A 13,828-nucleotide genomic window follows, 5' to 3' on the forward strand; every position below is an offset into this window, starting at 1 on the left:
TTGTACCTATTCTTTATTGTTAATTAACTGCAGCAAAACGACAGATTGTGCGGCAATACCCTCTCCTCGCCCAGTAAAACCCAGTTTTTCTGTTGTCGTCGCTTTGATGTTTACGCAGTCGATATCAATCTGTAGATCCGCAGCGACATTAGCTTCCATCTGAGGCAGATAGCTCATGAGTTTTGGACGTTCAGCAATAATTGTTGAATCACAATTCACTACCGAAAAGCCCTTAGCATTCACCTTTGCACGCACCATCCGCAACAGATCGCGACTGTTAGCATTTTTATATTGGGGGTCATTATCAGGAAAGTGTTGACCAATATCCCCTAAGCCAGCCGCTCCCAGTAAAGCATCACACAGCGCGTGTAGAAGTACATCGCCATCAGAGTGGGCTTTAAACGCTTTTTCAAATGGTATGACAACGCCACCCAGGACTAATTTATCTCCCTCGGTAAAGCTATGAACATCGAAACCCTGTCCAACCCTCACATCGAAACTCCTTGCTTTTTTAGTATGACTTCTGCGCGACTTAAATCTTCAGGTACGGTTATTTTAATATTTTGACTACTAGATTTAACTAGCTCTGGAGAAAAGCCTAACGCTTCAATAGCCATAGACTCGTCTGTGATGGGCATTGAGTTTTGCCTAGAGGCAGATAACGCTTGATGGAGCAAACCAAAACGAAACATTTGTGGTGTTTGTGCAGCCCAGATATTCCGCCGGTCGACAGTACCGACTACCGTGGCGTTGTTGTCACTGCGCTTTAAGGTATCGTTTATAGGAGACGCAAGTAACCCGCCGGCCTCGGTACCGGACAAAGTACCGATTAGATTATTTAAATCAGACAGAGTAACGCAGGGTCGGGCAGCATCATGGACCAATACCCAGTCGTTTGGGTTAGCGTAAGCTTTGAGTGCATCTAACCCTGCTAGGACTGAGTCTGATCGTTCGGCTCCGCCTTTGACCGTTTGAACGCGGTTGTGCTGCGATACCGACAAAGTAGACCAGTATTTATCGTCCTGATGAATCGGGACGAGCACCTTTTCGATACTGGACAGTGAAAGTAGTTTTTCTAAGCTATGCTCCAATACGGTTTTACCCAGTAACTTAGCATACTGCTTAGGAATATCAGACTGAAAGCGAGAACCGATTCCCGCTGCAGGTACGATGGCAAAATAGCGATCGGAAATGAGCGTCATAAAGCCGTTCGCTATTGAGTGTGCGAATTGGAAGGCAAACCGCGTTGCAGTTCCTCTTCATCGACCACAATATAAAGAGTTTCACCGTCTTTAATCATACCCAATTCGCTTCGCGCGCGCTCTTCAATAGTTTTGAGCCCGGTTTTTAACTCTTCAACTTCAATAGACAATAATCGATTGCGCTCTTTTAAATTATCGATTTCTGCATACTGTTGTTTTATTTGATCTTGCAAGCTCACCACTTCAGCAATGCTGCCCTCGCCTATCCACAGTCTATACTGTAGATAGACGATGCAAATAGCTAGGGCAGCAACAAGCCACTTCATGAGTGCTGAATAACCGTTAATTACGCTTTGAATTCGGCACGACCGCGATAAGGCGCGTCTTTACCTAATTCGGCTTCGATACGCAGTAACCGGTTATATTTTGCAACTCGGTCGGAGCGACACAAAGAGCCAGTTTTAATTTGGCCCGCTGCAGTCGCAACAGCAAGGTCAGCGATAGTGGTATCTTCGGTCTCACCAGATCGGTGCGATATGACAGCGGTATAACCTGCATCCTTAGCCATCTTGATAGCATCGAGGGTTTCTGAGAGTGAGCCGATTTGGTTGAACTTAATCAGAATAGAATTACCAATATTTTTCTCAATACCTTCCTTCAAGATTTTTGTATTGGTAACGAATAAATCATCCCCAACTAACTGTACTTTGTCGCCAATTTTTTGGGTCAACGTTGCCCAACCATCCCAGTCACTTTCATCCATACCATCTTCAATCGAAAGAATAGGATATTTGTCTGCTAGACCAGCGAGGTAATCTGCAAAACCCTCTGCATCGAAGGCTTTTCCTTCACCGCTCAGATCGTATTTCCCATCTTTATAAAACTCAGAAGATGCGCAATCCAAAGCCAGCGTGATGTCATCACCCAAAGAATAACCCGCTTGCGCTACCGCCTCTGCAATAACTTCGATGGCAGATTCGTTAGATGGCAAGTTGGGCGCGAATCCACCTTCGTCGCCAACAGCGGTATTCAATTCGCGACCGCTTAGGACTTTCTTCAAGGAATGAAAAATCTCTGCACCTTGACGAAGTGCTTCAGAAAAGGTTTCAGCTTTAACAGGCTGAATCATAAACTCTTGGATATCAACATTGTTATCAGCATGCTCACCACCGTTGATAATATTCATCATTGGAACTGGCATAGAGTATTGGCCAGATGTTCCATTGATATCTGCAATGTGTTGATACAAAGGAATACCTTTGTCAGCGGCCGCCGCTTTAGCGGCTGCAAGTGATACGGCTAGAATTGCGTTTGCACCCAAATTAGCTTTGTTTTCGGTACCATCTGCTTTCAACATTGCATCGTCTAAAGCGCGCTGATCAGTTACGTCCATGCCTTTGAGTAAATCATTTATCGTGGTATTGACGTTCTCTACTGCCTTCAAAACGCCTTTTCCGAGATAGCGGCTTTTATCGCCATCACGTAGCTCTAGCGCTTCACGAGACCCAGTCGACGCACCAGAAGGTGCACAAGCTGACCCCACTACACCGGATTCTAAAACAACATCGGCATTCACCGTCGGGTTTCCACGGCTATCCAAAACCTCAAAGGCTTTGACTTCCAAAATCTTGGTCATTGGTTATTCTCCAACTAAAAGTCTCAATTAATTTATAGATAATTCGGGTAAATTCTTTACGACATCGTCGACCGCTTTAACGTGTTCGAGCAAGGCTTTAAGATGTTCAAGCGGCAGAGCGCTTGGGCCATCGCATTTCGCTTTCTCTGGGTCTGGATGAGTTTCTAAAAACAAACCAGCGATTCCCGCGCCAGCTGCAGCGCGCGCGAGTTCGGCGGTTTGACGACGGCGGCCGCCAGATGCTGCGCCGCCCGGATCTCGACACTGCAATGAGTGCGTGACATCGAAAATCATCGGTGCATTACCGCTGCTTTCTTTCATGATACGAAACCCCAACATATCGACGACCAGATTATCATAGCCAAAATTACTGCCTCGTTCGCAAATCATGACTTTGTCATTACCGCACTCGGCAAACTTTTCAACAATATTGCCGATTTGTGAAGGGCTAACAAACTGGGGTTTCTTAATATTTATCACGGCGCCTGTTTTGGCCATTGCATCAACTAAATCGGTTTGTCGGGCCAAAAACGCGGGTAATTGAATAACGTCGCAAACATCGGCTACTGGCGCTGCTTGGGCAGGTTCATGAATATCAGTAATGAGTGGGACATTGAAAGTTGATTTAACTTCTTCCAATATTTTTAATCCTTCATCAAGTCCCGGCCCTCGATAGGAATGGATCGATGATCGATTAGCCTTATCAAAAGAGGCTTTGAATACATAGGGAATACTTAGTTTTCCACATACATCGACAAAATGTTCAGCAACCCTTAAAGCTAAATCTCGAGATTCAAGAACATTGATACCGCCAAAAACCACAAATGGCAGGTTATTCGCGACCTTAAAATTGGTAATACTAATTGTCGAACTATCCACAAAAATCCTTGTTATTTTGATTCGTGCTGTTGGACTGCGGCATTCACAAAACTTGTGAATAATGGATGGCCATCACGAGGAGTCGAAGTGAACTCCGGGTGAAATTGACACGCGACAAACCAAGGATGGTCCGGTAATTCAACAACCTCGACTAATGCGTCATCGGTGGACCATCCACCAATTCTTAAGCCAGCCTGTTGCAGTTGATCTACGTAGTTATTGTTTACCTCATAACGATGTCGATGACGCTCTAAGATGACATCATCGCCATAAATCGCTCTGACCTTTGTGTCAGGTGCTAAGCGGCATTCTTGAGCACCCAAGCGCATTGTGCCACCAAGGTCTGAATTCTCATCTCGAGATTCTTTGTTGCCTTCCGAGGTAATCCACTCGGTGATCAATCCAATGACCGAATGTTTGCAATCTTTATCAAATTCAGAAGAATTGGCATTTTTTAAACCTGCAACATTACGTGTGAATTCAATCACGGCAACTTGCATACCAAGGCAAATGCCAAGATAAGGGATATTGTTTTCGCGTGCATAGCGGACCGACATCAATTTTCCATCGAGGCCACGCTCACCGAATCCTCCTGGCACTAATATGCCATCTGCATCGGCTAAAATTTCTACACCCTTCTCTTCAACATCTTCAGCATTGATGTGAACGACTTTGACTTTGGTCAGGGTATGGATGCCTGCATGCTCAAGAGATTCATTGAGTGATTTGTATGCGTCCAGCAAATCCATGTATTTGCCAACCATTGCTATAGTGACTTCACGCTTAGGATTCAGCTTCCCATCAACAACTCTATCCCACTCTGATAGGTCTGCTTCGCCAGCCTCAAGACCAAAGTTTTTCAGCACAATTTGATCAAGATGGTATTCGTGAAGTAAACGTGGGATCGCATAAATTGTATTAGCGTCAGGTAACGGGACTACGGCCTCAAACGCGACGTTGGTAAACAAAGCAATTTTCTTGCGGGAGTCATCGTCCACTGCGTTTTCTGATCGGCACAACAGAACATCCGGCTGGAGGCCGATAGAGCGCAACTCTTTGACTGAATGTTGGGTTGGTTTTGTTTTAGTTTCACCGGCAGTCGAAATGTATGGCACGAGCGTGAGATGAATCAACTGAGTTCGACCAGCGCCGAGTTCAACACGCATTTGACGTACCGCCTCAAGAAACGGTTGAGATTCAATGTCCCCGACCGTACCGCCAATCTCAACTAACGCAACATCAAACCCGTGGCCACCTTCCTGTATGCGCCGTTTAATTTCATCGGTGATATGTGGAATTACTTGAACGGTCCCGCCAAGATAATCGCCTCGGCGCTCTTTCCGTAATACTGTTTCGTATACCCGACCAGTGGTGAAGTTGTTGCGACGGGTCATTCGTGTTCGAAGAAAGCGTTCGTAATGTCCAAGATCTAAGTCGGTTTCTGCACCGTCTTCGGTAACGTACACTTCACCATGTTGAAACGGGCTCATAGTGCCGGGATCAACGTTAATATACGGGTCTAACTTTAATATCGTAACTTTTAAACCGCGAGCTTCTAAAATGGCCGCAAGTGAAGCTGAGGCAATGCCTTTCCCTAACGAAGAAACAACACCACCGGTGACAAAAATATATCTAGTCATTTACGCCCTTAGATTTACTACAGCTAAACAATATAAAAACAACGCCGACCATGTGACCCGCGCTGAAATTAGTCTTTGAATACGTCTTGCTTTAAGCCCATTAGCGTACCTAAACGTCGAGATCAGGTACTCACATTAGTGGGTAGGAAAGGAAGGATACTGCGGCCTTAAGTGGGTGCGATGAGATATTAAACTTGCTCATCCAAGCCAGAAATTGGCCCGAAAAATCCGTGCCGAGGCCACCTAGATCGACAGCTACCTTTGCCCTCAAGATGGGACGCCAGATTACCAGAAAGAGCAGCTCATCTCAATTGAAAAGTCTCTTTACGATGGCCACCATGTGTGGGCAAGCAGAGGCTAAAAAACGTTCACTCTCAACAAGTTACATTCAATCTGCCATGTGCCATTCGAGACTGATTGCTGGCTCATCATCTTCAGCCACGAAGTCTTTACATACCCACAAATCCCCAACTGCCGCTAGCTCGCCGTCTGAATAAATCAGCGGGACACGATCTCTCAGCCAAGGCTCCAACCCATATTCTTGCAGTAATTTCTTTAATGTCTGCGAATGACGACGCCCTTCAGGCTGACACCGCTCGCCACCCACGCGCCAGCGCACCTCGTAACCCTCGGCTTTAGCGCGTAGGCCGTTGAATGATTGCCGTGCGTGAAGCTCACTGCCGTCTTCTAGCGTCAATGGCGCTTGACCGTGCCACCTCAGGGTCGTGCTCAATGCCTGTGCTTTCTGAACCGGCGTTAGGTATAGCCTTTCACTGTAAAGCCGCAGCGCCGTATTAGCCCATTGCACCACCGCTCCCGATACGGCCGCTTCGAACAGCTGTTTATCTGCCTCTTCTAGGTGTTTTCGCTCCATAATCTCGAAACCACGTAATCTAACCCAATTTCGCAATAGGTTGTTGCGACGATAGCGAGGCAAAAGACTTAGGGACGCAAAACAGAGGCTATACCCCCATCGTTCCTTGATTTCATCGCAGCGCTCTAAATCGAGCAAGCTTAGATCATGCGATAACTTGTCAGACTGGTGGCAAGCCTCTGCGGAACGTTGCCAACGACTAGCAAATCCGGGCCAACGCTCTTCGAGGACCGGCATAACTTGCTGGCGGAGATAATTTCGATCAAAGCTAATATCATCATTGGAATCATCTTCCATCCAGATCAGCTCATTCAGCAAAGCATATTGACGTAGCGATTCTTTACTAAAATTAAGTAATGGCCTAGCGATGTAGCCTTGTGAAAAATTGCGGCAGAAATCCATCGCTGACAAACCATAAGGCCCCGCTCCACGAAGCAACCGAAAGAGCATGGTTTCTGCCTGATCATCTTGATGATGCGCTAACAGCAAGACATCACCCTGCTGCATAAACTGAGACATCGCGTTGTAACGAGAAAGACGTGCGGCATCCTCGATGCCTTTGCCTTGATTGACAACATCCACCTTGCAGCATTCAAGAGGTACTTCCCATTGGTCACACAAGCTGCGGCAATGTTGCTCCCACTGTGCTGCGTTAGCCGATAAACCGTGATTTACGTGGATGGCGATAATGGGCTGGTCGAGTTCCAAGGATAGCAAGCTGTGCAGCAATACGACCGAGTCGACGCCACCGCTAAGGCCAACGAGCCATCGGGTAGTATCCGGTAATCCTTGTAACGCGTCTCGTAAATCAGCACTTTCAAAAGACATGCTTAATACCTGAGCCTCCATTGACCAATGATCTATCGACCTTTATACCGAGAAATTTGCGCTGAGTCACTTTTCCTTTCAAAATCAACAATTTCGGGCATGAGACAACGTTTACAATCCACCGTGCAGTTGAATAAAACAAACAACAAGTAGAGCAAAACATCATGACCAAACTCACGTTACCGTTTGGCAGTTGGCCTTCTCCAATTAGCGTGCAACAGGTTACCCAAGCGTCACCGCACATTACTGAGCCGCGTTGGGATAAATCATCAGCAACAGGCGTGCTATATTGGCTCGAGTCTCGACCAGCCGAACGCGGTCGCAATACCATCATGACGGAGAGGACTGGTAGACCCAAAGTCGTTGTGCCAAGTCCCATTAATGTAAGAAGCACAGTTAACGAATATGGTGGTGGGCATTACTGTGTTCACAACGGCGTTGTCTATTTTGTTGTCCACGATGACCAACAAATTTACCAAATTGATACCATCAATCAACCTGAAACGCCAAAGCAGATCACCTTCGCCACTCATTGCCGGTTTGGGGATTTACATTTTGACTCAAAACGTAATCGTTTGATTGCTGTTCAAGAACAAGAAGCAATCGATGAACCAGGTCATGAACCTCTAGCCGCGATTGTTAGTATCAGCCTTACAACCGAGGACTTTGGCTCAGTCAGTGTACTAATTAAAGGCGCTGATTTTTATTCAAACCCAACGGTTTCACCAGACGGATCCCAAATAGCGTGGATAAGCTGGAACCACCCTAATATGCCTTGGGATGACACTCAGGCATGGATGGCACCCATAAATAATGCGGGTGCTGCTGAGTCGCCCCGTCTAGTCGCTGGCCAACAATCTGAATCCGTATGCCAACCAAAGTGGTCACCCAGCGGAAAACTATTTTTAATCAGTGATAGAACTAACTGGTGGAATTTATACCAAGTGTCTGGTGAAACGTTATCACCTGTTACCAATCTAGAGGCTGAGTTTGCTTATCCACCCTGGGTCTACGGCTTATCCAATTACGACTTTTTAAATGACGATACAATTATCGCTAGCTATACACAAAACGGACTCTGGCACCTGACAAAGATTGCGATTGGCAGCGGAAAAGTGACGCCCATTCAGACAACTAGTACTGATATATCCGACCTGTGTACACACAATGGTCGCGCGATTTTTTGTGGCGGCAATAGCAAGAAAGGAAAGCAACTTCATTTCTATTCCGAAACTGACGGCTGTCATACTCCTTTTCCAAGTACAGGGGCATTCTGTGAGAATTATTCAGAACCCGAACCCATACGTTTCTCCGTTAACAATCATCGCGAGGCATACGGCTTCTATTACAGCCCTTACTCTCAGAATTATGAGGGACCAACGAGCGAGCGACCTCCTCTCTTAGTGTTTTGTCACGGCGGGCCGACCTCAGCCGCAAGCAGCGCCCTCAATCTCAAAATTCAATTTTGGACCAGTAGAGGGTTCGCGGTTGCGGACGTCAATTATTCGGGTAGCACCGGATATGGCCGGGAATACCGGCATCAACTCAATAGTGGCTGGGGGAAAACTGATGTAGAAGACATTATCGCTTGCGCGAACTACCTAGTCGCTCAAGGAAAGGCCGATAAGGAGCGCCTCGCGATAAGAGGCAGTAGCGCTGGCGGCTATAGTGTTTTAGCTGCATTAACATTCCACGATTGTTTTAAAGCAGGTGCCAGTTTATATGGAATAAGCAACTTGGAAACCCTGGCACACGATACCCATAAATTCGAAAGCCGCTACATGGAGTCTCTAGTCGGCCCCTACCCCCTGATGAAAACTCTGTACCAACAACGTTCGCCCATTAACTATGTTAGTCAACTCAACTGCCCCGTTATATTTTTACAAGGGTTGAAAGACAAGGTGGTGCCACCTCAACAAGCGGAAACCATGGTCAATGCATTAGCAGAACAAGAAATACCACATGCCTACATCACATTTGAAGAAGAAGCCCATGGTTTTCGGCAAGCAAACAATATACATGCCGCGCTACTTGCCGAATTAAGTTTTTATCGTCAGGTTTTTGCGATACCTGGCGCAGAAGAAGGTGATACGCCTGTTACCGTAAAATTTTTGACATCAACACAGAGGGATCAATAGATGGGTCGATGGCGACCTCCTCAACAGCGGGGTTCAACTTATATTACTCGTGAAGGCGCTGAAGCACTTCAGGCAGAACTCACGCACCTCTGGAAAGTTGAGCGTCCACAAGTAACCAACGTTGTCCATGAAGCAGCTAAAAATGGCGATCGCTCAGAGAACGGCGACTACATCTACGGCAAACGACGTTTAGCAGAAATCGACCGGCGTGTACGTTATCTAGCTAAACGATTAGACGAGCTTACGATAGTGGATCAGCGCCCCAAAGACACCACTAAGGTGTTTTTCGGGGCTTGGGTTACGGTAGAAGATGATGCAGGCAATACTGTCCGTTACCAAATAGTCGGCCCAGATGAATTCGACCTAAGAAAAGGCAAGCTAAGCATGGACTCACCCCTTGCACGCGCCCTACTCGGGAAACATCTAGACGACGAGTTTGAATTCCAATCCCCTCAAGGTCCTAAATTTTTAGTGATATGTGACATTGAATACCCATAGTCTATCGTTCTAGCAACCCACATGTAATTCATTGAAAACTTACCACCTTATTGGGCACCCTCCTCTAAAAACTTGCCTATACTGAAAGTAATTGACACCAAAACGGCACCAGCTCCTGAGCGACCAAAAGGGCCAGGATATCGTTAGTGAGCAAGATTACGTTTACTCGTTAACATTGACGTATTGGAGCTAAAAGCTCCAAGCTTTTAATAATCTACCTTAACCAGTCTTCCATCATCTTTATGCCAACAGCTATCAAAATGCAACGCTTCATCAGCTTGAAATGGAAGACTGCATTTACACTCATACTCCTGTTAGGCATCCTAGTTGGCGCTTTGTCCTGGTATTTCTTGCAGCGCTTCCATCAACAATTTGACCGTGAAATATTTGAACAACGTTCGTACCACGCTAGCCTTCTCAACCAAGTTATACACCGTTCCGGCGAATCCGCTCACAAAACGATTAGCGATGTGGTACTACAACGCTCGCAACCAAGGACAGCGGCTTCACCCACAGCGTTATTTAATAGCCTTGAAAATAATTTAGAACGCCAGTTTCCAGAATTAAATCGCCATTGGCTAATTGACCAGGCAGTCTTAGTTGATAGTGACAACAACCTTGTGTCGAAACGCTATTCCACTCGCAACAAAGATGCTCATATTGAGCAATGGTTGGCCGGCCTATCAGAAAAAGAAAAGTTAGGCACATTAGGAATGAGTTGCTCACAGAGCGGTTGCTTCCAGATATTTAACTTTCCAGTGTTCTACAGTAATTCACAAATTGGTAATGTTTTGATGAAGCGCCCTCTACAAGCGCTATTGAATCAAGTCATCACCGAACCACCGGTGCATATTGGTGTAATACAACCAAACGTCGTCCAAGGCGATAAATATGAACTAGAAAAAGCGTCGACACGACCCACTGTAGAGCAATGGAACGCAGATATATTCGGCACAGCTTTTGTCGATAAAGATTTAGCCGCCATCAGAAAAGCTGGGGAACTTTTTCCCCTCGAAACATTGATGGGGAAGGCCTTTGTAATCGACATAGACGGCACATTTTATTCTATTAGCGTTATGCCCGTTCGCGGCTTCAACCCTAACCAAGCTCGCTACTTACTTATCACGGATGTGACAGCAAAAAGACACGAAATGCTAGCAACAATATACCAGGAAATACTGGTAATGACGGCTATTGCCAGTGTTTTCTTAATCTACTTACTCGCTCTGTCTTGGCGACAGTTTGAACGCATAAAACATCAACTCAAAATATTCCCGCTTATTGGCGAAAAGCAGTTTAAAGAAGCCCGAGATATCGTCTTACAACATCGAAATAAAACCCTGTATCGCGATGAAATAGACTCGCTCGATGACGTCGTCACCTCCCTAACGTATCAGCTTGAATCCCTAGAAAAGGCTGTCAGTTTACGTAATCGTGAGATGGAGCGCCTATCTCTTTTTGATTCATTCACTGGGCTAGCGAATCGAAACCTGTTTCAATACGAGCTGCAAAGCGACGTAATGACATTTGAAGCAAATGGCGGGATGGTCGCAGCGGTTATATTAGATCTTGATAAATTTAAACGCATAAACGACACCATTGGCCATCAACAGGGCGACATGTTACTCGGAAAAGTGGGCGCTAGACTCAAGAATGCGACAAAAAGCCTTGGTCTTGTCGCGAGACTGGGAGGCGATGAGTTCGGAATTATTTTACGAAGTGCGAAAGCCACTTCGCATATCGAATTACTTTCTCACAAAATACTAGAATTAATTCACAAACCCATTGATCTTGATGGCCACAATGTCGTCATTAGTGGCAGCTTAGGAGTGGCGCTCGCCACACAGGGGCAAGACGCCGACGAGCTGATAAAAAATGCAGAAATAGCGATGTACACCGCCAAAAACAGCGGCGGCAATGCTTACCGTATTTTTGACCCAGCGATGGCCACCGAAGCTCACGCAAATCTATCGCTAGAGACCGACATTCGTCGCGCCTTTAAAGATAAAGAATTTACCTTATTCCTGCAGCCAAAAGTGAACATGGATGCAGCAATCGAAGGTTTTGAGGCGCTGATTCGCTGGGACCACCCTGACCGCGGGATGGTCCCACCTATAGAGTTCATTCCGGTGATGGAAAACCTCGGCTTAATCAGTGAACTCGACAACTTTGTTTTAGACGCAAGTTGTCGACAATTGCACCTACTTCAGCGCCACTACCCGAACATTAGTATTGCGGTCAATATTTCCTCAACACACTTTACTGACAAGAACTTCATCGTTTTTCTCAAACAGTGCCTAGAAAAATACCCTATAGATCCTAGTTTGCTGGAGCTGGAAATCACGGAAACCTTGCTGATGGAAAATATGAGCACCGGCATGGAGGTCATTCAAGAAATCAAAGAAATTGGTGTCAGCATCGCCATTGATGACTTTGGCACAGGATATTCATCTCTGAGTTATCTAAAAAAACTTCCAGTGGACACAATCAAAATCGATCGCGAGTTCATAAAAGATATCCCAGACAGTGAAAGTGATATGCAGATTTCGTCGGTGATTATCTTTTTAGCCAAACAACTCGATTTCAAAGTGGTCGCCGAGGGAGTAGAAACCAAAGAACAGCTGGTATTTTTGAAAGCAAACCACTGTGACCTAGCACAAGGATTTTTATTCAGCAAGCCCGTGCCGGCTCACAAGGCCATTCTATTACTCGAAACTCAGCGGGGAAATTTGAAACAGCAAAATGTTAGCTAATATTTTTTAGCTAACCGCGCTGTAGCCCTGAATAGAACCACTACTTACTGCGCTTCCCCTGAACGACGATCAACGTAGTAACACCCCATTTGTAAAACAATCAGTGAGTCACATAGCCGCGATCGATACATCAGCTTTGTATGAAATGATCCTATTAGCTAGCGAATAACGTCAGCTATCGCGCCAGCGACATAGGGTATCACCGGTTTATTTAAACCGGCGACATTAATACGGCTTGAGCCAGCAATATAGATACTGTACTGGTCTTTTAAACGTTCAACTTGATCTGGTGTTATACCTAAGAATGAAAACATTCCGGATTGATGCCGAATAAAGTCAAAACGATCATGCTGAACGTGTTCTTCAAGCGCATCACTTAAACCATTACGGAGTTGCTTCACGCGTTGCCGAACACTCGCCAGCTCACTCTGCCAATTTGCTGTGAGCTGATGATCGGACAACAATGTTTCGACGATACTCGCACCATGGGCTGGAGGCATTGAATAAATGCCGCGCACTATTTTATTCAAATGTGTCTGAACAGCATCAGCCTGCGATGCTGTTTTGGTCACAATACAGAGTGTACCGGCACGCTCTCGATAAATACTAAAATTTTTCGAGCAAGAACTGGCCACAACGAGCTCTGGCAGCCTATCAGCCATTAACCGCACGCCAAACGCATCTTCATTTAGGCCCCGACCAAAACCCTGGTAAGCCAAGTCAATAAAGACTAAAAAGCCTCGACGGACCGCGATATCTGCCACCACCACCCACTGTTCATCTGTTAAATCTGCGCCAGACGGATTGTGACAACAACCATGGAGAAGGACGACATCGCCTGCTGGCACCTTTTCAAGTGCGGCAACCATATCTTCGAATAGTATCGAGTTGTTTTCTTGATCGTAGTACGGGTACGTGTTTAGCGTAAGACCCGCATCACCTAACAAGGGTTGGTGGTTGGCCCAAGTAGGATCGCTTACCCAAACCACGGCTTCAGACGTACGTTTAATAAATTCCGCGGCGACGCGTAGCGCAGCACACCCTCCTGTTGTCTGAACCGTCGCCAAGCGCTTTTCAGTTAACGCAATGTGGGACGGGCCAAACATCAACTCACTCATCAATCGGTTATATTCTGAGGAGCCCGCTGAGCCGATATAGGCTTTCGTTGCCTGTGTTGTAATGAGTCGCTGCTCAGCCATTTTTACGGCGGAAAATATAGGCGTATTCCCTTCGTCATCTTTGTACACACCCACACCCAGATCGACTTTATTGGGGTTTTCATCAGCCGCATAGGCTATGGATATCCCTAATAGCGGATCTGGCGCTAAGGGGCTGACATTCTCAAACATACTCTAACTCCAAATTTGTCTTGCGTGAGAT

The 13,828-nt window shown here is 46.1% G+C and carries 11 protein-coding genes; 3 read left to right on the forward strand and 8 right to left on the reverse strand.

What is annotated here, in order from left to right:
* Window positions 1-6: 6 nt before the first annotated feature.
* From ispF to tilS, 7 genes are all read right to left on the reverse strand, one after another.
* Window positions 7-492, reverse strand: a complete 486-nt coding sequence (gene ispF, locus ACZ5NB_RS09945; protein WP_464107501.1) for a 2-C-methyl-D-erythritol 2,4-cyclodiphosphate synthase — start codon at window positions 490-492, stop codon at window positions 7-9.
* Window positions 489-1,202, reverse strand: a complete 714-nt coding sequence (ispD, locus tag ACZ5NB_RS09950; RefSeq protein ID WP_464107502.1) for a 2-C-methyl-D-erythritol 4-phosphate cytidylyltransferase — start codon at window positions 1,200-1,202, stop codon at window positions 489-491. Before ispD ends, ispF begins: the two co-directional genes overlap by 4 nt.
* An 11-nt stretch (window positions 1,203-1,213) precedes the next feature.
* A complete protein-coding gene (gene ftsB, locus ACZ5NB_RS09955) occupies window positions 1,214-1,528 on the reverse strand; it encodes a cell division protein FtsB (RefSeq protein ID WP_464107503.1) in 315 nt (104 codons plus the stop codon).
* 20 nt (window positions 1,529-1,548) lie between these two features.
* A complete protein-coding gene (gene eno, locus ACZ5NB_RS09960) occupies window positions 1,549-2,838 on the reverse strand; it encodes a phosphopyruvate hydratase (protein WP_464107504.1) in 1,290 nt (429 codons plus the stop codon).
* 27 nt (window positions 2,839-2,865) lie between these two features.
* On the reverse strand, window positions 2,866-3,717 hold the full coding sequence (gene kdsA / locus ACZ5NB_RS09965; protein ID WP_464107505.1) for a 3-deoxy-8-phosphooctulonate synthase: 852 nt from the start codon (window positions 3,715-3,717) through the stop codon (window positions 2,866-2,868).
* An 11-nt stretch (window positions 3,718-3,728) separates the two neighbouring features.
* Window positions 3,729-5,357 (reverse strand): CTP synthase, encoded by a 1,629-nt coding sequence (locus ACZ5NB_RS09970; RefSeq protein WP_464107506.1) that lies wholly within the window; start codon window positions 5,355-5,357, stop codon window positions 3,729-3,731.
* Between the two features lie 388 nt (window positions 5,358-5,745).
* Complete coding sequence (gene tilS, locus ACZ5NB_RS09975) at window positions 5,746-7,059, reverse strand: tRNA lysidine(34) synthetase TilS (protein WP_464107507.1); 1,314 nt, start codon at window positions 7,057-7,059, stop codon at window positions 5,746-5,748.
* 164 nt (window positions 7,060-7,223) lie between these two features.
* Between tilS and ACZ5NB_RS09980 the strand changes: the two genes are divergently transcribed.
* From ACZ5NB_RS09980 to ACZ5NB_RS09990, 3 genes are all read left to right on the forward strand, one after another.
* On the forward strand, window positions 7,224-9,197 hold the full coding sequence (locus ACZ5NB_RS09980; RefSeq protein WP_464107508.1) for an alpha/beta hydrolase family protein: 1,974 nt from the start codon (window positions 7,224-7,226) through the stop codon (window positions 9,195-9,197).
* Entirely contained in the window at window positions 9,198-9,695 is a 498-nt protein-coding gene (gene greB, locus ACZ5NB_RS09985) for a transcription elongation factor GreB (protein ID WP_464107509.1), read from the forward strand. It begins immediately after the preceding gene.
* Between the two features lie 260 nt (window positions 9,696-9,955).
* Window positions 9,956-12,448, forward strand: coding sequence for a putative bifunctional diguanylate cyclase/phosphodiesterase (locus ACZ5NB_RS09990; RefSeq protein ID WP_464107510.1), 2,493 nt, complete (start codon window positions 9,956-9,958; stop codon window positions 12,446-12,448).
* A gap of 158 nt (window positions 12,449-12,606) precedes the next feature.
* Here ACZ5NB_RS09990 and ACZ5NB_RS09995 read toward each other — a convergent pair whose 3' ends face one another.
* Window positions 12,607-13,797, reverse strand: a complete 1,191-nt coding sequence (locus tag ACZ5NB_RS09995) for an amino acid aminotransferase (RefSeq protein ID WP_464107511.1) — start codon at window positions 13,795-13,797, stop codon at window positions 12,607-12,609.
* Window positions 13,798-13,828: the final 31 nt, after the last annotated feature.

The sequence above is a fragment of the Aurantivibrio plasticivorans genome (assembly GCF_055392955.1).